Origin of the sequence: Candidatus Vallotiella sp. (ex Adelges kitamiensis) (assembly GCF_020342435.1) — a bacterium.
Classification (GTDB): Bacteria; Pseudomonadota; Gammaproteobacteria; order Burkholderiales; family Burkholderiaceae; genus Mycetohabitans.
Window position 1 is genome coordinate 598,320 of record NZ_CP080504.1, and the last position, 22,744, is coordinate 621,063.

General features: G+C 41.2%; 15 protein-coding genes, 3 tRNA genes and 1 other RNA gene. 4 read left to right on the forward strand and 15 right to left on the reverse strand.

The annotated features are described in order from the left end of the window. Positions 1-26 precede the first annotated feature (26 nt). The 3 genes from K0T93_RS02325 to ffs all read right to left on the reverse strand — a co-directional run bounded on the left by K0T93_RS02325 (position 27) and on the right by ffs (position 2,850). Positions 27-353, reverse strand: coding sequence for a YbaB/EbfC family nucleoid-associated protein (locus tag K0T93_RS02325; RefSeq protein ID WP_225721127.1), 327 nt, complete (start codon positions 351-353; stop codon positions 27-29). 53 nt (positions 354-406) lie between these two features. Next, positions 407-2,560 (reverse strand): DNA polymerase III subunit gamma/tau, encoded by a 2,154-nt coding sequence (gene dnaX / locus K0T93_RS02330; RefSeq protein ID WP_225721128.1) that lies wholly within the window; start codon positions 2,558-2,560, stop codon positions 407-409. 191 nt (positions 2,561-2,751) lie between these two features. After that, positions 2,752-2,850: signal recognition particle sRNA small type (gene ffs, locus K0T93_RS02335), an RNA gene on the reverse strand. Between the two features lie 229 nt (positions 2,851-3,079). On the opposite strand from ffs, the gene trxA reads away from it, so the two are divergent. The 3 genes from trxA to K0T93_RS02350 all read left to right on the forward strand — a co-directional run bounded on the left by trxA (position 3,080) and on the right by K0T93_RS02350 (position 6,267). Continuing rightward, complete coding sequence (trxA, locus tag K0T93_RS02340; protein WP_225721129.1) at positions 3,080-3,406, forward strand: thioredoxin TrxA; 327 nt, start codon at positions 3,080-3,082, stop codon at positions 3,404-3,406. A gap of 174 nt (positions 3,407-3,580) precedes the next feature. Next, positions 3,581-4,843: a transcription termination factor Rho gene (gene rho / locus K0T93_RS02345; protein ID WP_225721130.1), complete on the forward strand. Its 1,263-nt coding sequence runs from the start codon at positions 3,581-3,583 to the stop codon at positions 4,841-4,843. A gap of 1,157 nt (positions 4,844-6,000) precedes the next feature. Next, positions 6,001-6,267 (forward strand): type B 50S ribosomal protein L31, encoded by a 267-nt coding sequence (locus K0T93_RS02350; RefSeq protein ID WP_225721131.1) that lies wholly within the window; start codon positions 6,001-6,003, stop codon positions 6,265-6,267. Positions 6,268-7,606: 1,339 nt separating this feature from the next. On the opposite strand, the gene K0T93_RS02355 is transcribed toward K0T93_RS02350, so the two are convergent. From K0T93_RS02355 to gltX, 4 genes are all read right to left on the reverse strand, one after another. Further along, positions 7,607-7,683, reverse strand: a tRNA-Asp gene (locus tag K0T93_RS02355). Positions 7,684-7,731: 48 nt separating this feature from the next. Continuing rightward, positions 7,732-7,807 (reverse strand) — tRNA-Glu (locus tag K0T93_RS02360). 506 nt (positions 7,808-8,313) lie between these two features. After that, positions 8,314-8,386, reverse strand: a tRNA-Ala gene (locus K0T93_RS02365). A gap of 69 nt (positions 8,387-8,455) precedes the next feature. After that, complete coding sequence (gene gltX / locus K0T93_RS02370; RefSeq protein ID WP_225721132.1) at positions 8,456-9,856, reverse strand: glutamate--tRNA ligase; 1,401 nt, start codon at positions 9,854-9,856, stop codon at positions 8,456-8,458. Positions 9,857-11,269: 1,413 nt separating this feature from the next. On the opposite strand from gltX, the gene fabI reads away from it, so the two are divergent. After that, a complete protein-coding gene (gene fabI, locus K0T93_RS02375) occupies positions 11,270-12,061 on the forward strand; it encodes an enoyl-ACP reductase FabI (protein ID WP_225721133.1) in 792 nt (263 codons plus the stop codon). Between the two features lie 943 nt (positions 12,062-13,004). On the opposite strand, the gene K0T93_RS02380 is transcribed toward fabI, so the two are convergent. The 8 genes from K0T93_RS02380 to rplT form a co-directional block, all read right to left on the reverse strand. Then, on the reverse strand, positions 13,005-14,426 hold the full coding sequence (locus K0T93_RS02380; RefSeq protein WP_225721134.1) for a 4Fe-4S binding protein: 1,422 nt from the start codon (positions 14,424-14,426) through the stop codon (positions 13,005-13,007). A 26-nt stretch (positions 14,427-14,452) separates the two neighbouring features. Further along, complete coding sequence (locus K0T93_RS02385) at positions 14,453-15,268, reverse strand: FTR1 family iron permease (protein ID WP_225721135.1); 816 nt, start codon at positions 15,266-15,268, stop codon at positions 14,453-14,455. Positions 15,269-15,299: 31 nt separating this feature from the next. Then, the gene (locus K0T93_RS02390; RefSeq protein WP_445082781.1) at positions 15,300-15,644 is read right to left on the reverse strand and encodes a cupredoxin domain-containing protein; all 345 of its coding nucleotides are present in this window, start codon (positions 15,642-15,644) and stop codon (positions 15,300-15,302) included. 3 nt (positions 15,645-15,647) lie between these two features. Continuing rightward, a complete protein-coding gene (locus K0T93_RS02395) occupies positions 15,648-16,169 on the reverse strand; it encodes an iron transporter (RefSeq protein ID WP_445082804.1) in 522 nt (173 codons plus the stop codon). A gap of 2,058 nt (positions 16,170-18,227) precedes the next feature. Beyond that, entirely contained in the window at positions 18,228-18,572 is a 345-nt protein-coding gene (locus K0T93_RS02400; RefSeq protein WP_445082782.1) for an integration host factor subunit alpha, read from the reverse strand. A 148-nt stretch (positions 18,573-18,720) separates the two neighbouring features. Continuing rightward, positions 18,721-21,189 (reverse strand): phenylalanine--tRNA ligase subunit beta, encoded by a 2,469-nt coding sequence (gene pheT / locus K0T93_RS02405; protein ID WP_225721136.1) that lies wholly within the window; start codon positions 21,187-21,189, stop codon positions 18,721-18,723. 25 nt (positions 21,190-21,214) lie between these two features. Further along, entirely contained in the window at positions 21,215-22,240 is a 1,026-nt protein-coding gene (gene pheS, locus K0T93_RS02410) for a phenylalanine--tRNA ligase subunit alpha (RefSeq protein WP_225721137.1), read from the reverse strand. Positions 22,241-22,381: 141 nt separating this feature from the next. Then, entirely contained in the window at positions 22,382-22,741 is a 360-nt protein-coding gene (gene rplT, locus K0T93_RS02415; protein WP_225721138.1) for a 50S ribosomal protein L20, read from the reverse strand. Positions 22,742-22,744: the final 3 nt, after the last annotated feature.

A 22,744-nucleotide genomic window follows, 5' to 3' on the forward strand; every position in this document is an offset into this window, starting at 1 on the left:
ATTTATTCATAGAGAGCCCTCGAAAATCAAAATGGCAGTTTAAAACCTGGCGGCAGAGGAAATTCTGCGCCCATCCCAGACATTTTTTTCTGCGTTATTGCCTCCATCTTACGTACTCCATCATTAAATGCAGCTGCAACTAGATCTTCAAGCATTTCCTTGTCATCAGATAACAAGCTTGGATCGATTGTGACACGCCGCACTTCGTTTTTGCAGTCCATTGTCACTTTTACTAGACCAGCACCAGACTGGCCTTCTATTTCGATATGCGCTAGCTGTTCCTGCATCTTTTTCATATTTTCTTGCATTTGCTGCGCTTGCTTCATCCAACTAGCAAGTTGATCTTTCATCATAATAGAACTCCTTCAAATAGCTGGAGATGTTGCATTGGCTGATGATCATACAGTTATGCTTGATAATAGGTAGTAAGCGGACGAATGGAGCCTGAAATGATTGTTGCTCCAAAATCTCGAATCAATGTTTGTATCAACGGATCGGAGTTAATTTCTTTCTCAGCTTTCTGCTGTTGATGTGCTTGCCACGCAATCTCTGCTGCAGAGGCTGTTTGGCATGTAGAACCGATCGATACAGTCACGTGAACTAAGCGATCTAGAGCTAGCTCGAGCGCAGATTTCAACTTACTAACATGTACTACATCTGCATATTGCGGAACTGACACGCGCAATATAAGTTCATCATGATTACACGCTATAAACTCACTGTTCAATGCAAGCTGGTACGCAATGCCCCGAAGCGATAGAGATGCTGCTAATGTTGGCCAATCTCCGTTATACCCGAGAGACTTAAGGGACATATCTGAATTAAGTGTGAGATTATCTACTATCGCGGCGAAATTAGGCACATTAATCTCATTTTCAGGTGGCGTATTATCGCAGGCCGTTACCGCTGCCGCAGATTCAGGATAAATACTTTGGGCGCTCTGCGGTGTTCTTACCTCAACAGTTAGTGCACAACTGCGTTTACTTGCAATACGGAGAACTTGACCCTGCAACATACTAAGCGCGGTGCTAGCTAGACTATTAGTATACGATAAGTTTGGCCATAATGAGGTAATTTGTGGTAATGCTGAAGTAGCCATATTATTTGCTGACGCCAGTTGACTTGAATCAGCCTCAATTGTATCCAATGTCGTATTGCTCATGTTGACTACATTCATTTCATCTAGCTTTAATCGGTACGCTCTTACACTACTCGAATTAGTACTGCTGTCGCTCATGCATGTCGTATTCATGTGTACTACTTTCGTATGGAGTTTTTCCGTCCGCATTACCTTATTCACATCAGTTTCACTCTTTATAGCTTTAGGTTTTCTAGGAAAATATACAGCCACCGTTTGCTCTGCCTCAGCGGTGTAGATGCTACTAGCTGTCAAGTCTTTAGTACTCGGCATACTTCCTACTGGGATACCAATGGTAGGTGGTGTATTTTCTTCTGCAGACCCATATGTCGTATTCACAGTATCGAACACAAGCATGCGCAATAACGTCATCGTGAAACCAGCATACCCATCTGGGGCTAGACCTAGCTCAGAACGGCCGATCGTTGCGATTTGATAATATAGCTGCACAGTTTCTGGTGTAAACTGCTCCGCAAAATGACGGATATCCTCCGCCTCTGGCCATTCATCTAGTACCGAATCAGGCACTACCTGTGCCCAGGCAATACGATGCAGAAATCCAGACAAATCTTGTAGAGCGGTCGAAAATGATAGGCTACGTGCCGTTATCTCGTCAGCCAGAGAGAGTACCTTAGCACCATCGTGCATAGCAATCGCATTCAATAGCTGCACGAGGTAAATTTGGTCTAGTGCGCCGAGCATACTGCGTACAGTCCGCTCAGTAATAACTGTGCCGGCTGCATGTCCAATCGCCTGATCAGTTAACGATAGCGCATCGCGTATACTACCGTCAGCGGCGCGCGACAACAAGCGTAACGCTTTCGTCTCGAAACCAACGCCTTCTTGGGCTAGAATATGTTCTAGATGCGATACGATATAACTTATTGGCACTCGTTTAAGATTAAATTGTAAACAGCGCGATAACACTGTAACTGGGATCTTCCTCGGGTCCGTCGTCGCGAGAATAAACTTTACATGTAGCGGCGGTTCCTCAAGCATCTTAAGCATTGAGTGGAAGGCATGTTGGGTTAACATGTGTACTTCATCAATCATATAAACCTTGAAGCGTGCATTAACAGGAGCGTATACGGCACGTTCGAGTAGTACTGACATCTCGTCAACGCCTCGATTACTTGCTGCATCTATTTCAACATAATCGACAAAGTAACCCCCTTCAATTTCGAGACACGCCGAGCATGTGCCACACGGTGTATCGGTAATGCCGGCTTCGCAATTGAGTGCTTTTGCTAAGATCCGAGATAGCGTTGTCTTACCGACTCCACGCGTGCCAGTAAATAAATAAGCGTGATGCAGCCTTTGTGCCTTCAGAATATGGGTGAGCGCGCGCACTACGTGCTCCTGGCCGACTAACGATCCAAAATCTTTTGGACGCCACTTTCGTGCAAGAACTTGATAGATCATTACATGATTGTATCAGCAACAATCGGGGACGCTAGTTGCGAATTAGCTACCCAAAGTTTTAGATACAGGTGTATAAGTGAAGAAAAATAATATTGCGCTGGAGGATTAGCATATAACGGCATAGGCATGTTTTTGGCACCGGGCTAGCCGAGAAGGATTAGCTTGAAGATTAAGCTCATCTCAAAGAAGAAGGTGACGAGCCTAACCCTCGGCACTAGAAGAAAACGGCTATGGCTGTTTCGTTCCCGACCTGACCAGGTTTACCTTTCCGCTATGCGAGGAGGCCCGTCAAAAACATTCTAGCACTATATTACATCTCGACGCCAGTACGCACGATGAGGAACAAATTACGTTAAAATTGTAGATGCAGGATATGCGAACGATCAGGGGGCAGTCTCGCCCTTGCGTTTCGCAAAGACCGCCGCTCGACGATATGCTGCTGCCGAGCGGGTTTTTAGAGATCGGGTATATCGGGCATTATAAGGCCGTATCCCTGGGGGATTTAGAGGTAACGCGATAATGAGTAAACAAATCAAGCACGTCACCGATACTTCTTTCGAGCAGGACGTGCTAAAGGCAGACAAGCCCGTCCTACTCGACTTTTGGGCGGAATGGTGTAGTCCATGCAAGATGATTGCGCCGTTACTAGACGAAGTGTCATGTGAATACGGTGACCGCCTACAGGTTGGGAAGATTAATGTTGATCAGAATCCAACAACACCGGCTAAGTTTAGCGTGAGAGGAATACCGACATTGATTCTATTCAAGAATGGCGTAGTGGCCCAAACTAAAGTTGGCGCACTGTCGAAGGCGCAGATTACAGCACTGATAGACAGCCATATTTGAGCTATTGGCAATGCCCGAAATGTAACAGCGCTTGTTGCATTCTTGCAACAAGCGCTTTATTGCAGCTATGCTGATATCATAAAAGCGGATACGTTTCAAACCGTATAACAATTAGGCTCGTCGCCTGACGACTCCCTTTGGTCAATTTTTCTCTTTCCTTAGCGGGATTCCTGTATGTATTTGTCTGAGCTCAAGTCGCAACACGTATCCGCTTTGATCGAAATGGCTAATGGTCTGGAAATCGAAAACGCGAATCGCTTGCGCAAACAGGAGCTGATGTTTGCAATTCTAAAAAAGCGAGCCAAAACTGGCGAAACAATTTTCGGCGATGGAACACTTGAAGTGCTGCCAGATGGTTTTGGCTTTCTACGCTCACCCGAGACATCGTATCTAGCAAGCACTGATGATATTTATATCAGTCCATCGCAAATCCGCCGTTTCAACTTGCACACTGGTGACACGATCGAAGGAGAAGTTCGTACGCCAAAAGACGGGGAGCGATATTTCGCACTTGTCAAAGTCGATAAAGTTAATGGACATCCACCGGAGGCGTCGAAACATAAAATTATGTTCGAAAACCTCACGCCACTACATCCGAATAAGCCGTTGTCGCTTGAGCGCGATATGCGTGGCGAGGAAAACGTCACTGGCCGTATCATCGATATGATTGCGCCGATCGGAAAAGGCCAGCGTGGACTCCTAGTTGCGTCGCCCAAGTCGGGCAAAACCGTGATGCTGCAGCATATCGCGCATGCAATTAAGTCAAACCATCCAAATGTTATATTATTTGTATTGCTAATCGACGAGCGACCAGAAGAAGTTACTGAAATGCAGCGATCGGTATCGGGAGAGGTAATTGCATCTACGTTTGATGAACCGGCAGCGCGTCACGTCCAGGTTGCTGAAATGGTAATCGAGAAAGCAAAGCGGCTCATTGAGATGAAGCACGACGTAGTAATCCTATTAGATTCTATCACGCGCCTTGCGCGCGCCTACAACACAGTTGTTCCGGCTTCGGGCAAAGTTTTAACTGGAGGCGTGGATGCTAACGCACTGCAACGTCCAAAGCGTTTTTTCGGTGCCGCGCGGAACGTAGAAGAAGGTGGTTCTCTTACAATTATTGGTACTGCACTTATAGAAACGGGCAGCCGAATGGATGATGTAATTTATGAAGAGTTTAAGGGAACCGGTAATATGGAGGTGCATCTAGAGCGGCGCCTTGGAGAAAAACGGGTTTATCCGTCGATAAACCTTAATAAATCAGGTACGCGTCGCGAAGAATTACTTATTAAGCCAGAAATCCTACAAAAGATTTGGGTACTGCGTAAGTTTATCCATGATATGGATGAAATCCAAGCTATGGAGTTTCTTCTCGATAAGCTAAAGCAGACTAAGAATAATTCAGATTTTTTTGATATGATGCGCCGTGGTGGATAGTAGTTCTAAGATGCGTGTTATTGATCCGCAGCTCTTAAAAATGTATTGGTATAAATCTCCCGCTATAAATAAAGAGGGGCGTGTAGGTTTATGTGCGATAAATTTCTTTACATTAAATAAACAGGCATACATCCTACCCCTCCAAGAGCATTATCAACTCCCGCCAGGGGTATGGGGCGCGACTATAGGACGCGACGATGCTATAGTAAGAAAGATACCTACTATGTATAAGCAAGCTAATCTAGCTTAGCTCTATATTTTTCCTCATTAAGGATTTTCTTGACGATATGATTAATCCAGCGCTACTAAAAACTATACGAGGCATCGCACTACACCTTGTTATTTGTACGTTTGAATGACTGAAGTAGATAGTGCTACGTAAATATATAACAAGCTAAAAGCAATGTCAGCGCCAGAAACGAGGTTACCGCACAGATTAAAATCTAGTGGATACTAAACGACCTTAAACATATGGTAGAGCGTATAAGTTAGAGCGCATAATAAGATAATCACACTACTTACAAGTATATAATACTACTGCATACCCTAGGAGATAAAGAGCAACGTCAATTTATAAATAGCAATGGAAGCGACGTCTTAATATCGTGTTTCGTTTCATTTACTGCTTATAAAGCTATAGTCACTCAATCATGCTGCCGTTATATTCTTTTGTTGTTAGGTAGACTCTTGTCTATAAAACCTTTTGACTAACTATATTACATTTGCTATTAATAAGCCTCTTTAAAAGACAAAATTTCTAACGCGCTAATTCTTTTAGTTAACAGAAATCAAGCATAATCGCGCTTACTAATTTGTCTTTCTTATCACCTATGAAAAAATCCACATGATAATAAACGAATTTAAGTAACTGATAGAAGAGTCTCTAGGGAGACTAAGGCTTAGGTCTGCTTACCATTTTGAACCTAAAGCTTGGGCTATAAAGTCACTGCCTGCGCAGGTTTCTGATTTATAAAACTGTTGATGACAAAGCTGGCAGGCTTCATAATTTTGATCTACCTATACAAAACTCGGCTAGTATAAAGACCCTAAAAAAAATGATAACGAACTAATTGTCTCGAATAATATTCTTTTTTCTCTTTTTAGAAAAGCAGTGTTACACTCAAGAAATTGAGTACTTCTTAAAGTTAAGAAAGACAATGAAAAAAAATATTCACCCTGATATCCACGAAGTCGTATTCCAAGATATGTCGAATGGAAAAACTTTTATTATAGGCTCAACGATTCAGACACGTGAGAAGATCGAGCTTGATGGAAAACTTTATCCTCTTGCAAAAGTTGAAGTATCTTCTGAATCACACCCCTTCTATACAGGCGAGCAAAATAAGTTTTTAGATACGACGGGCCGAGTTGAAAAATTCCGACAAAAGTTTGGAAGCCGGGCTTCCGCAATGATCGTGAAGTAGAGCATACCCATAGAACAGCGTATCTTAGTGCCTGTTAGTGTTACTCTATTCATACATAAGCAGAGAGATATGCTTTAGTTTAAAGTAGTGCCTACGGAGATTAGATACCCCCAACTCTAATCGGCAAATCTATCACGCTAGATCGCTGGTAACTGTATTAGTATTTGTAATCTTTAATATAGATGACCAGTCCTTGCCCTAATAATACCCTTATTAACTCTTGTACTAAGCCTGTCCTAGATAAGCTAATAGATGGGCTAAATATTCTAACGCATGTGCTAGAGTTGTAATACGGGTGATTTATAGTGACTTTGACGAATGTGCTATGTTACATCTAAAGAGATGGTTCTATACAATCAAAAATTACTCCTGCTTTATATAGCCAGTGTGGCTGCTTGCTTTATGATGATAAGCATTGCTAGGGTAGACTGCTTCGTGTCTCGAATATAAATATTTTGATATCTGTATTCTAGTTACCGCTAGTATTAGTTTTTGCTATAGAGCTATCTAACTAACTAGTTTTATACTCTTGATCCCACTGCTTCGGGGATCTTCGCTGTTTAGGGATTACCGACTAAAGTGTCGCTTCTCTGTACTTAGCTTTACAGGACTAGGTTTTTTAAAAAGTCTAATCAAAACCGTGGATTTGACTAGCGTCTTCTATTATTAAGTTGAGTTATATTAGTATGTTAGTGCACGGTAACTAAGATAGTACTAGAAGTACCGCTCTAACTAGCGACAGCATAGCCCTGATGTTAATATGTCTAATAATGCTATGTTTTTAACAATATCTCAAAAATCGCCATATATTCACTATCTGTTTATATGCGTATTGAGTATCTTGCCAGTGTTTAATTAGCAATATCTTCAGAAATATGCGTTGTGCATTAGGCGAGAAGAATGATATGTTGATATATACCTAATACCTGAGGCGCTAAGTGCTCTATCCGTATGCTCGAAATCTCTCTTAGTAACAGCCAGCTTAGAAAGAAATAGTATATACCCTAATGAATAGCCCGCTTCTAAAGAATAAAGCTAACTTCCTATGTTTATTGACCTATCTATGTTCTAAAGTTAAATAAGTAAAGACAATCAATTTCACTAGACAAGATTAATGCTACTAGGCGAGTTAGTCACGCAGCTTGTTATACTTACTTGGCGCGCTCTAAATATAGTCGCGCGAACGGTTTTAGTTTATAGCTAAACTAGTTTGTTAAATTCATTAAAAGTCATGTGCCCATGCATCCAAACTTCTGACCTGGTTTAATTCTCATAAATCTTATTCTAATAGGTAGTAATTAATATATAACCAAAAGCCTGCTTGTATAGGCCTATAAATTGGCGGAGTGGACGGGATTCGAACCCGCGACCCCCGGCGTGACAGGCCGGTATTCTAACCAACTGAACTACCACTCCAATTTATTTTTACAATGTACAAGAGCCTGCTTATTTTAGTGTTAAAACTGGCGTCCCCTAGGGGATTTGAACCCCTGTACTCACCGTGAAAGGGTGATGTCCTAGGCCTCTAGACGAAGGGGACCTAATGTTTTTACACTAAAAATTAATTATGGATAACTTCTCTTTGTTTGTGAAGTCTTTTTTTATATTTCTTTATATTTAGTGTCAGAAAAATAAAGAATACTAATCGAGGGCATGACTCCTAAGTAAGTTAGAAGAATTTTTTATACGATATAACTTTTAACATTACTAGAATTCTATTCTAAAAATAATGATTTCATAAAATATTTTTTATATTTTATTATTAATACCCTCTTTTATTTTAGGAGTTATATATAAAAGTAATATTTCTTTATTTATTTTTTATATTTAAAGTTTAGGAAAAAATATTTGTGAACGATTCAAAATTTACTGAGAATAAATATTATTGATATATAAATTATATTTTTCTAGAGGAATTAATTTCTGGTTTCTGAAATTTCTAAAAACAGATTTAGAAACCAGATTGAGATGTTTTATTAAATTAGACGCTCTAAAAGCACTAAGAATCAATGTACTAAATTTAATATTTTTATATTATTTTTTATGTGGAGGTAAGCGGGATTGAACCGCTGACCTCTTGCATGCCATGCAAGCGCTCTCCCATCTGAGCTATACCCCCTATACGTAGAAATTCTAAAAATAAAATAACTGTTTGTAAAGTTTTTTGACTTATAATTCGCTTCCAATCTCAAAGAAGCACTGCTCGCAGCCGATCAAGTACTATCTCTCGGTCGAATAACTGCAAAACTGCATCAATAGATGGGGTATACGTCGTTCCGACGACAAGTAGACGTACTGGCATTGCTAGTTGAGGCAGTGTGAGACCATAATCTTCTATCACTACCCTAAAGGAGTCTCGAATTGCCTGCTTTGTCCAGGGGATTGCTGTAAGAATCTCGATAAACTTGATAAGAGCTAGACGTATAGCATCCGTTAGATATTGTTTCATCTCTTTCTCCGAGGGCGCCGGCGCTCGATAAAATATCACAGCACTTTCGGCAATCTCCTTGACAGTATTCGCTCGGTCTTTCAACAATGAGACGACCCTATCTAGCGGTACTCCTTGCGTTGCATCAATATTAAGTGTGATTAGCATTGGTAGTACAAGTGATGCGAGGTGTGAGTTTTTAGCTTCTCTTAAATAATGTTTATTCAGCCACTTTAGTTTATTATCGTCGTGTCGTGCCGGTGACTTACCTAAGTTCTCGAGTCTGAACCATTCAACGAACTGTTCTCTTGAAAATATTTCTATATCGCCATGAGCCCAACCAAGCCGAGCAAGATAATTTAATACCGCTTCGGGTAGATAACCTTTATTGCGATATTCTATTAAGCTCATCGCACCATTGCGCTTACTCATTTTTTCGCCTTGCTCATTCAGAACCGTAGGTAAATGTCCATAAATAGGTGGTATACCGCCTAGCGCACGTAAGATATTAATCTGACGGGGGGTATTGTTTAAATGGTCGTCGCCACGAATCACATGTGTGATCGCCATATCTAGATCGTCAACGACAACACAAAAATTATATGTAGGAGTGCCATCGGACCGGGCAATGATTAGGTCGTCAAGCTCATGATTTGAAATCTCAATACGTCCTTTTACTGCATCATTCCACGATACTGTCCCGGTTAGCGGATTATTAAAGCGTATAACGGGTTGCACACCAGTAGGTGGGGAGGGTAGCACTTTACCCTGTATAGGCCGCCAGGTGCCGTCATAGTGGGGTTTCAGACCCGACGCACGCTGTAGTGCGCGCATTGCATCTAATTCCTCAGTCGACATATAGCACCGATATGCGAAGCCTTGGTCGAGCATTTTTTTGACTACCTCACGATAGCGGCTCATTCGCTGCATTTGATAATACGGCCCCTCATCAAAATCGAGTCCTAACCACTCCATTCCATCAAGGATAGCCCGCGTAGCCTCTTCAGTGGAGCGCTCAAGATCAGTGTCCTCGATACGCAGAATGAAGGTCCCGTGATGTTTCCGAGCAAATGCCCACGGATAGAGCGCAGAGCGAATGTTTCCGAGATGGATATAGCCAGTTGGGCTCGGTGCGAAGCGAGTACGTACAGAGGTAGTCATTAAAATGAGAGAATTCAGAGCCTGGCCTAAAAGCCATCACGAAGAAAATGTAAGATGCAGAAATTTCTTAAGACATATGCGGATACGACTAAAATTTACAGATAAGTAACGGAAATCTGTATCGCCTATCTAGAAGACACACTTACTTTATCAAGATAAAGATTATTAAATATAATTTTTTAATTACCCAATTTATTGCGCGCTGCTCTAGTGTAAACGCTTACGCTGAACAGCGTGCCAATGAGTTTTATTTCTTATTTCTCAGGCACCTGATCCACTCGACTAGTTACTTTTAGGTGCGCTTAATAATAAAGGTATGCGCTTCTAAAGCGCTTGTCACTATATCAAAACTTATTTGAAGTGAGAAGATAAGTAACACACGACATACTAAATAATACAATAACATCCTTATCTAGTTGCATCCAATATTACTTGGCCGGGTGGAATTTACAGCTAAGAGTGCTTACACTCTTAGCTGTAAATTATCCGATCTTGATATTTTTCTAGATATTGAAAGTATATTACATTGAGATGAAATACATCCTGTCACGTTTTGCAGACAAGTGAACGGGCTGTGATTAGCATATAGCATCTACAAAAACTTTTGAATGAAGAGCAACTTTTCTGGAGAATCTTATGCATGCTAGTCATAAAAACCTTGTATATCTACCACTATTACAGTGGCAAGATGTGACTACTTATACGAAGTATGTATAGCTATTTATGAGAAGCACTAACTTATATAAAATATAAAGCTTATTTGATTGTGAGTGTACATTATTAGATAGTGCTGCGTTTAAACTGAACATCAGACTGCATGCAATTTCGATTGTACCGTGTACCAGTATGTCCCACTCTATACAAACAAACCCTTAAGCCTATCGAGTTAATATTATACTTACCTACTTCGAGTTACCAGCTGAATAGCGCTTTCTAGATCTATCACAGCTAGTTAGTATAATATATGTAGCATTATTGCAATCGCTTTTAAGCGATACCATTGTCTTATCCGCGTCGTGGGAGTTATTGGTATTCTAAACAAAAAATTTGTTTAACACAGCACTAAGAATCGATGGAATCCGAATAGATTAAATTTAATTTAACGTGTAAGCTCCATCACTAACCTGTGCTAAAAATGTCAGCGCTCTACCCCCCCTAATCGGGGTCTTATACTTTTTATACAGAGCAAGAAAGGGCAATAATCTAGGCAATAACTAGTAAATAAGTAAGAGAATAAAATTATAACTGATAATGCATTCACTGATGACCGGAAATTATAGAAACAGTCTAAAATTATATTTGTGGATCATTTCATAAAAATCAGGCACAAGATTAGCATGTTATGCTTTATATACTATGAGTTCGATATACCTCTAATAGTTCACTAGTACGCATCTAACATAGGAAGTATTCATGGGTCTTTTAACTGGAAAACACATTCTCATTACAGGTTTACTATCGAATAGATCGATAGCATACGGTATTGCACAGGCCGCATACCGCGAAGGTGCCCAACTTGCTTTCACCTATGTTGATTTACGTTTTAAAAAACGTATTACTGAGTTGGCTGCCCGCTTTAAAAGCGAGTTAATTTTACCCTGCGATGTTACAGACGACTCGCAAATCAATGCTCTGTTTATATCGCTAAAGCAGCATTGGGATAACTTAGATGGACTTGTACACTCCATTGGCTTCGCTCCTAGAGAGGCGATCGCTGGTAATTTCCTTGACGGGCTATCGCGAGAGGGATTCCATATCGCGCACGACATTTCTGCCTATAGTTTTCCAGCTATGGTTAAGGCTGCCGCTCCAATGCTAGGGAATAGGGCGTCTTTACTAACTTTGACGTATTTAGGCGCAGATCGCGTAGTACCACACTACAATACCATGGGACTTGCTAAAGCCTCATTAGAGGCCAGCATACGCTACCTAGCAGCTTCGATTGGACCACAGGGTGTAAGAGTAAATGGTATCTCAGCAGGTCCGATTAAAACGCTTGCAGCCGGCGGTATTAAAAACTTTAGTAAAATCTTGCAATCTGTCGAGCGACACTCACCATTACGCCGAAACGTGACTATCGAGGAAATTGGTAACGTAGCTGCTTTCTTACTCTCAGAGTTGTCCTCAGGGATCACTGCTGAGATTATCTATGTTGACAGTGGCTTCAACACGGTGATTTGTAGTTTACCTAGCCTAGATGAATAAATATGAATTATGCAAATCATATCTATATCGTTTAAGTACTTAATAAAATAATTAGAACCACCTCATTGGACTATATTCAAGATAGACTTTTATCGTGTGCATCTCGAGCGGTAGCTACTAATAATAAAGAATTTATGCCCCCTCAGCTTTAGTCAAAATTACAGCGCAGTGCGATTGTAGTTGTTTGTTAATCTTGTTCGACGCTACTTATACTATAAGTTTGTATAGTTTTTATGCTGTTGCTTAGATATATAAGTTTCTTAAAATTGGCCAACATTATTTATTCGCACAATACATCTTTTTTTAAAGAAAGATAAAACTATAACCGCTCTATCATAAAATATAGAAGACGCTATTCATTAATAATAATTATCGAATGCTTATTGAGCATACTAGCATGGTTGTATTAATAGAAGACCTACCTTAAAAAGGTGCGTAGCGTAAATAATAATATTTTCTATATAAAGTTAATATTTTTGTATTAAGCAACATATACAGCATAATTGTGCTGTACAAGCAGCAGAATAAAGAAAATGTTATATTATAGATCGCTAGTGTGCACCTAATCTACTTTGGAATTAATACACTTAATTCCAATACGAAGATCTAATCTAGGCACAAAATGCACTGAGCTATAGGTAATTTACCTAGTCAGAAAACAAATGTGCCCTGATAAGGCTTTCCATGCCAGTCTAGCAGACTTTCCGTCGCCACATAACAACAAAGCTGTATAGACTCTACACGATATACCCCAGAGAATATTCTTATAGAGAAACAATGGATTTTCTGCTTAGAAAGCATAGAAAAAATTGACTTTTAGCGAGAGTATTAGGGAAAATTATCTCAATTCGATATGTTTATTACTAGCTTAACTCTGATTGCATATCACGGCCGGAAAACTTTTTTGCTAGATTTTCATATCTGACTAGATTTGTATCACAACTTAGGCCCATCTGGATAGCATGAGCCACCATGCACTATCAGCAATAGCTAGTGCCAAAATAAAGCATAGTAGCGCGCCTATGCCCCGTAAAATACCAGCGCTAATACAGCGTATGTATCGCATAACAATTTTTATAGCAAGATATAAGCTTGCAATATTAGCTATTGCTAGAAATACAAACCATAACTTTTTTATCAAGTCAACTAATAATAGCAGATGATCAGCGCGAAGCAATGACACGGTGGTGGCTGATAAGCCGAGGAATACACTAACGCCAGCTATTGGGATTAATGCTTGCGTAAGGTGATGTAATCGTAATGCACTCCATCGGCCGAGCAATAAGTTACTGCATGCGACGCATGCTAGTAATATCGTGCCATATAACAGACCAGTCGTAACTATATAACCGATTACTAGACTACCATCTAGCCACGAAAACACATCATTCTGTTTGGGATAGTGTGTAAAAATAAACCATGGAGCATTAGTTTCTAAAGGCCAGAAAATATCGTGGTCGATCAAATATTCGGCTAGTAATTGCTTAACTGAAACAAACAGTGGACTAACACTCCAATGAAACGCGCCATTCGCGATACCAAGCAGTCCATATAAAATCAATGCCGTATCCCAACAGTTTGCCCCTTTTTCACCTAGCTCAACAATCTCTTGAGCCGGTGAACGCCATTGTAATGAAATTGCACCGCGGTGGCCGCTACAACGACTACACATATGACAGGCTGAAGCTCCCTTCATGTTTCGTAATGGGATTAGAGGTGCACAGTTCACTGGAGTTACGTGGTTGTCACGTTCAACCTGCATGTATGAAAAACGCCATGCATACTCATCAACCCGATAGTGTAGTGGAGCCAACCGAGCTAACAGCGCAAATACGCCATTAACTGGACAGAGATACTTGCACCATACCCGTTTTTTCTGGCCGTATAGTAAGCCGGTTACAATAGCAGCAATAGTCGACCCTCCGAGCACTAGCAGCACGGCCTTTGGATATTGGTATACACTGATCATTTGCCCATAGATCGTCGTGAGCCCGAATGCGATAAATCGCCATCCGCCCCAGCGCATCCAACGCGGAATTGCATGGCCTAGACCATACTTACTTACGAACTCAGACAACGCACCTTCTGGACACAGCACTCCGCACCATACACGCCCGAGTAGCACTATTGATAGCAGCACGAACGGCCACCATATACCCCAAAACACAAATTGTGCAAAAACTGTGAAATTTGACCAGATATGCGCGGCATCGTCTGGAAGCGGCATAAATGGCGGAATTAAGATTAAAATCGCATAAGCGAACAAAACAACCCACTGTACTTTGCAGATCACCATGTAATGGCGCCGCAGCCAGTGACCAGCCTTTTCTAATCGACTGGTTCGTGGAGCAGGCGTTATATTCATGTGTAGCTCTCCTGTACATATAAGAATTAGCAGTTCCGTGTCCGGCGTAATAATATCCAGACTACTAGCCAAAACAACACATACGCAAGGAGGTTAGCCAGCGCGAGATGGGCTCGATAGCCAGTCATCGTTGCTATTACTGAGCCGATTGTACCCGAGTCATCTAGAATCTGGGACGTGTCCCAGATGGTATCGATCCCTGTAGGGATGATTTCCTTATCGATTAACTTATCGACGCTAGATTCGAATAAACCAACACCTAGAAATAAGAGCATAATCTCTGTTATACGAAAAAATATGCGCCACGAAAATATTCGACTACCTAGTTGCAGCAGATAAAACGTGAGCAATGCAAGCGTCATACCAATCAACACAGCTAGCCATTGCATAATATTGATATGGCCTGACCGGCCGAAACCTAAGCCATATAAAAAAATTACAGTTTCACTACCTTCTCGAGCACATGCTAGAGCTGTGAGTAGCGAGACACCCCACCAATTTGCATTGTGCTGCTGCTTAACTAAAGACTGTTCTATGTCATGCTTAAACGTACGCCCATGCCGTCTCATCCATATCACCATCTGTACAATAAGCACGCACGCGATCAGCATCATCGCTGTTTGAAAATAATCCTGCGCATTACTAGAGAGTACTTCGGTAAAACCGATTAGCACTGCACCTAAGCTAATTGCTGCTAATAATCCTGTACCAACACCCAACCATAACCAGAGTAACCCCTGGTGTACGGAAGCATTACCGTTATTAAACCAGGCATACAAAATACCGACTATGAGCAGCGCTTCAATGCTTTCCCGCCATACGACGAACAGAATCTGACCCATTACATCTTCCTTCGCAGGGCTTGGCAGCCCATTATTTTGAAACTATTACGCCCTGCCCACTCCGATGGAAATCATCGAAGAACTTATATTCACCTGGAGACAGTGGTGCTATTACAATAAAGGATTCGGCACCTGGTGCTAGTACTTTCTCCTTTCGGAGTTGTACGCTCTCAAACTCAACAGCGCCTTGTCCAGTATTATGCAGCTCTATTTTAATACGCTGTCTAGCTGGCACTTCAATACGTGCCGGGTTGAACTTGCCATCAGCTATCTCTAGTTGGAACGTCAGCAAGTCTGAAGCGCGCATATCGTTACTAAATATAGTGCTCCAGGCGAGCATACACGCCACACTCTGTAATTTAAGGGTGTATTTCATTGATTAGTAACCACCTTTTTTACCAATGCCGGCGAACGGAAAGTCATAATTTAATTCGAATGGCTTAAACCAAGAACCGACACCGGTTTCCTTATCAATATGGCGACCAAAAACTATATGTCCGATTGTGTCAGGTGGTGCAATAGATAAATTCAAGTGGTACTTTCCGGGACCGGCAAGTTTTACATTGTCACCGTAGTGCGGACCATCACTCGCTACCATAGCCATCAGATTACCCCGTTTCACATAGTTTGTGCCGGGCTTTGTTAGTTCATACCTTATCCGAAGATATGGCATCCAATCACCTTCAGAAAACCCGGTTGGGTTATTCTTGAGTACATGGATATCTGCCTCCAAGTGAATGTCTGAGTCAGACGCCTTACGCATCATACCTGCTGGGTCCATCGTGATTGGTTGAAGATATACTGTACCGACTTCTAGCCCGCCCTGGATCTGTGGCTTACTAAGCGGATACTCAGCTGCTATTACTTCTTCAATATTTATTGCTAGAGAAAACAACGCCATGACCGTAACAGCACAAACTAGACGAAAATACATCATCTATATTCTTCCTAGAAGTATACAAAGATATAAATAAGAACAATTCTCACTAAAAACTAGTCTAGCATTATCTTCTTGTTATCCAAAGCCGCAATGTACGGCACAATGGCCGTACTCACAGTCTAACGATCTATATCAGATCTAATATATTGTTGCCGATACTTATGCTACATTTATGTAGTTTTATCTACATCAATTGATGATGTGTTTGTACTATTTTTTTAAATTCAAAATTCTTTACATCCTGAATGTGTTCCAGGGAAAGTTGTGCCTAGCAATGTCTGGAACGAAATCTATACAGAATAGCTGTAACCAGCTGACAAATAGCTTCTAGCTAATTACCCCTTGGAATAGTAGCCAATACAGTTGATAGAGTTAGTCACCGAAGACAACGAATTTTTCATGAGTATGTTACGTTTTTATTGTTCAACATAAATATAGCTGCTCCTTGTGGTTAAGACAAGAAAATGTATGTTTGAGCTTTTTAGAGCAACATTTAACCTAACTAAGCCTTGCTAAATTGTGCTGATATAGGTAGATCCGAATAATGCTTAACTCGCTATTTTTTTAAAATTACGTTCAATCACGCCTCTTTTATTAGATTCTTATGCTATAAACAGTTATTACGTATTTAGAAAAACTAGGCTTATATTTTAACTTCTAGTTAGTGCTGATACATTGGTTAGCAGTACCCAGATGTTATTTTATATTACTTCCGTTTCGGATATGTTGTAATGACGAGTAAAAACGCAGCAACTGTAGGTGTTTAATAAACCTCCTAAATAAATATTAGTAGCACTATGCTACCTAATCTAAAATGTGATAGCTTCGAAGGAAGGATACATCTATAAATCGTAAGATTTTCTGCGTCCGGAGCCAAATCTAAAATTTATTTGCTATATCGACATATCTGCATGTTTCGAAAATAGTTAGATTCTGTTAACTAAGTTTTATGCTCAGTTACGCTTAGACAAGCTAGCTTACAGCACGCCTCAAATCTTTGAGAAGTTTTTCTCTAAACGTAAAGATCCGTTCTGGGATAAATAGATGTATCCAATACGCTCCTGCTAAAATCCAGCATTATTAGATATTAGCAGGAGCTTAATAAGATATTCCATCTAATCATAAAACAATAACATCTAATAAAGGTATTCCGAGAGTCGATTATGCTATCTTCTTCAGAAGAGAGCTGACCTCTATATATTTATACGCAAAGATATTATCGCTTACGTTTGTTAACATTCGAAAATATTTACCACCAGAGCCCCAGCCTATTTTAGGCTTCTACATTAAATTTTATAAGAAAATTCATCGAATTTGATCGGCCGCTAAATTTCTCTTGATAGGAAGCTCCGTATAGTCTCATTACAACTGATAGCCAAAACGAAGCGACTGTAAGTGTGACTGTTGGCATAAAAGTAACCTATATATCTAAGGCATGTATACAGATTGCCAACTCAACACTGCTTAATATTTTTTACATGAGAGTGCTATGCGCACATGTATTTGACGCTTTGTATAAGCAAAATATAGACTTTTAAACTATAAAAATCGCACTTAATTACTTTTGTATAAAGCTATTAATATCCCATTTAACACTACCTAATTAATACTTAACAGTATTAAATGACAAACGGTTCATGAGTTTTATTTAAAAGATAACGGAAAATACGTAAAAGTCCTGTTAGACGCCGAAAATTACAATGAATTAGTGTTATAAATAGAGCTGAAAGAGAATTCGCGAATATGATAAATGAATCATGTTCTTGTCTTCTAACACTAACTAATTACCTACTAGGCTTTTCGCATAGTATATTTCGGTTAAGATTAATAATCAGTTAGACGAGATATCTACTTCATTTAGCTCGACTACACCGTTCCCTGCTTGTTCGTAAGAACTTCATAATAGCGTCAGTTTCTACGGCGCTTGACCAATTTTACTGCGCATGTTACCTACTACCTACCCTATTGTATATAGGGTCTTGATATCATATAGTTCGCAAACTTTTTAATTCCACATCGCTATACGCTTAATAAGTTAATTCTTATATTTCTATGGTCGATGTAACTTCGGTTTGTAATACTAGATTCGACCTGTGTCCTTAACTTTGGACTCGCATGGAAAGTTACTACGCGCCGCGCATCGATTGGGATAGCTTTCCCTGTCCTTGGATTACGTCCCGGCCGGGGGGGTTTATCGCGCAACTGGAAATTCCCAAACCCTGATAATTTAATGTTCTTACCGTTTTCAAGTGCATCACAGATTTCCTCAAAAAATGCTTCGACCATATCCTTTGCCTCTCGCTTATTAAGAGCGACTTGATCAGATAGAAACTCGGCTAGCTCAGCTTTCGTTAACGTTAGCATATCGGAAAACTAGATTACTTTAAGAAAAATTGACACTACTTATCGCACTGCGTTATACAGAAAGAAGTGCTTCAAATTCACTGGAGTTTATTAGATACTAACTATATAAAAGTAGTTTTTAGTTGCTTTTGATTGAAGATCATTTAATTTAGCCGCGCACTCTTGCACCAAAGACTCGCGCTAAACGTTTCACTAAAGTTTTGATAGCAAGCTTAATTGTCTCCTCTTGAAGAGACCCGTCAGCATCTTGTAGGGTTACTCGGAATGCTAGACTCTTTTCGTCGTTTGATAGCTCCTTTGAAACAGTGCTGCAAGCAGTTTGCTTCGTATCGAATTTCCGATAGAATTGATCAAATATAACCATTTTTTGCGCGAAACGGAGTGCATTATTGTCAAGCCTGGCCTTTGTGAATTCATCAAGTATTGATTGGACTTCGACATTTCTCTGCACAATCATTGCGATATCACGGTATACTGGAGGAAATTTAGAAACAGTAGTTACCCTCGGAAGAGCACGCTTAGCTATCGCATCAGCCTTGATCTCGAATAATATCGGCGCATGCGAAAGATCGTACTTTTGAAGCCAACGCGGATGCAACTCACCAATCCAACCAACAATATCGCTATCGATCTCTATCTGGGCGCTGCGCCCAGGATGTAGTGCTGGATGTGAAACTCTGGTGAAGCGGAGAATAGTCGGTGTACATAATGCCTGGACGTCGCCTTTCACATCAAAGAAATCAACATGTCGTGCTGACACCCCCCATTGTTCATCAACGACTGGGCCATAAGCTAGTGCACCAATCATCTGCGGTTGAGCGAAGCCTTCCACCGTTAATTCGCTTGCTCTTACCCTTGGGTCAGCGTGAAAGACCCGCCCAATCTCAAAAATACGCACACGCTCTACGCGTCGATTCAAGTTATGCCGTAGAACGCCAACCAAGCTTCCAAACAATGTAGAACGTATCACTGATAATTGGCTTGCAATCGGGTTAAGAAGCGTAATAGGATGCCTGTTTCTCGAAAAGTCTTGCTCTGATTCAGCATCAATAAAGCTAAAATTAATCGTCTCTGCGTAGTCACGCGCCGCTAGTGTATGACGTAACGTATGGATAGAACGCCGCTCTTCCTGCGTAATCTGCATTTCACTTATCACTACTGGCAGATGAGCAGGGATGTTTTCAAATCCCCAGATACGAGCAACTTCCTCGATTAAATCTTCTTCGATCTCGATGTCGAAGCGATAACTTGGAGGCGTCACAACAAACGTATCATCATCTACTTTCTGATTAAATGGCAGATTCAGGCGCGTGAAGATGCCACTAATCTCATTTGTATCAATTGGTATGCCAATAATTCGGTTGACCTGTGATGCGCGCATTAAGACAGGTTTACGCTTCGGCAGATTGATAATTTGATCCTCTACCGGGCCTGCGTTTCCCCCACAGATTGTTGTAATTAAGTATGTTAAGTACTCAATATGTTCAATAACATTCGCGTAATCTACGCCTCGCTCGAAGCGATACGCAGCATCAGTTGATAAATTATATTGGCGGGCTCGTCCACGAATGCTATCTGGCCACCAAAATGCAACTTCTAAATAGATGTGCCTTGTATTAAGCGTCACCGCTGTATTATCGCCCCCCATAATACCAGCTAAGCTCTCAACACGTCCGTAATCATTTGCGATCACGCCGACAGTTTCATTCAGATAAACCGTGTGGCCGTTAAGCAGTTTCAGCGTTTCGCCGTGCCTTCCCCAGCGTACATGTAAGCCACCACATATTTTATCTAGATCAAATATGTGTGATGGACGTCCGAGCTCAATCATTACATAGTTTGAAATATCGACTAGCGGCGAAATGCTACGTTGTCCTGCCCGCTCTAGTCGTCGAACCATCCATATAGGCGTATCCGTCTGAGAATTAACATTTTGGATCACTCGCCCAGAAAATCGTCCACAAAGCTGAGGCGCTTCTATACGCACTGGTAATTGCATATCACAGGTGACTGGAACAATGTTGTAGGACGGTGTATTAAGTGGTGTATTGGTGAGTGTAGCCGTCTCGCGCGCGATGCCAAATACTGATAAGCAGTCGGCTCTGTTGGGCGTTAATTTAATCTTTAAAATTATGTCGTCGAGTTGTAAGACGTCGCGGATATCACGACCTATCGGGGTATCGTTTGGCAGAAGTAATAATTCATTATAGTTGTCTGACAGTTTTAGTTCACCAGCTGAACATAACATGCCTTGACTTTCGATAGAACGTATCTTTGATAGTTTAATTTCGAGTGGTGTACCACCCGCTTCCTTAGATGGCAATGTTGCACCGACTAACGCAGTCGGTACCTTAATGTCGGATACCACATTCGTCGCACCACACACGATCGTCAATGCCCGCCCTGCGCCAACATCAACTTGGCACACGCTCAACTTATCAGCATTCGGATGTTTTACAACTTCCAGAACCTTTCCGACAACAATCTTCGATGTTGGCGGTGCTATCGGCACTAATGCCTCAACCTCGAGTCCCGCCATCGTTAGCATATTCGATAGTTTATCAGTCGATAATTTCGGATCAACAAAACTTCTTAACCAGGATTCAGAAAATTGCATGGAGTAGTTGACGAAAAAAATTGCATTAGATGAACTGACGCAGAAAACGTAGATCGTTTTCAAAGAACGTGCGTAAGTCGTCTACACCATATCGCAACATTGTTAGTCGCTCAAGACCACTTCCAAACGCAAAGCCAATATAACGATGAGGATCAAGTCCTATATTATGTAACACATTCGGATGCACCTGTCCTGAGCCAGAAATTTCAAGCCAGCGCCCGGCGTTTCTGCCATGCTCGAACCTCATATCGATCTCAGCGGATGGTTCAGTAAACGGAAAGTATGATGGACGAAAACGCACAAGGATATCGCTGCGCTCGAAAAACTTCTTTAAGAAATCTGTATAGACACCCTTGAGGTCCGCAAAGCTAATATTTTTGTCGATCCATAGTCCTTCGACCTGATTAAACATTGGGGAATGCGTTGAATCGTTATCAACGCGATAAGTACGACCAGGAGCAATACCCTTGATTGGCGGCTTTTTCATCCTCGCATATCGGACCTGCATCGGGCTTGTATGCGTACGCAATAATAATGCCCTACCTTGGGTATCTTTAGCGTCTAGATAAAAAGTGTCTTGCATCGAACGTGCCGGATGATTCTCAGGGCTGTTTAGAGCGGTAAAGTTATACCAATCGGTTTCTATTTCTGGACCATCAGCTATGTCGAAGCCAATTGAATGAAAAATCTGCTCAACGCGCTCCCAAGTTTGCATTACTGGATGCAAACTACCTGTGCCCGAACATCGTCCAGGAAGTGTTACATCAACCGCATCATCTGCTAGGCGCTGATTCATTAAATCATCGGCTAGTTCTTGTCGACGCATATTTAATGCCACCTTAACCTGTTGTTTAGCAACGTTAATGCGAGCCCCTTCGCTTTTTCGAACCTCTGGTTCCGGCTCTTTGCCTAAATTTTTTAGAAATTCTGTTAACTTACCGGTTTTTCCAAGGAAACGCGCTTTTTCGTTTTCGAGCGTCACGGGGTCTGTAGCATTAGAAAATGCGCGCTGTGCCTCAGCGACAATGCGCTTAAGATCGCATAATCTCATTATTTTAACGTTTATCTGTAATGAATAGGCTTTCGGCTAAGATAAACAGGGGCTCTTATGGAGCCCCTGTTTAATTTTTGAAATGATTGGGCAGAGCGATCTATGAAATACAACTAACTCGAGCGCTAGCTATCATTGCGGTTAGTAGACAGAAGCAGCTTTTACCTGACTTACAATAGAAGTGAAAGCTTCTTTATCAAACAGAGCCATATCAGCTAGAACCTTACGATCAAGTTCACTAGATACTTTTTTTAGGCCGCTCATAAACGTGCTATAGGTTATACCGTGTTGTCGCGCTGCCGCATTAATACGCGCAATCCACAAGCGCCGAAACACGCGCTTCCTGTTGCGACGATCTCGGTATGCGTACTGACCAGCACGCATAACTGCTTGCTTCGCAATCCGAAATACACTATTTCGGCGGCCACGATAGCCCTTTGCTAAGTTTATAATTTTTTTGTGACGGGCCCGTGCGGTAACTCCACGTTTAACTCGGGGCATGTT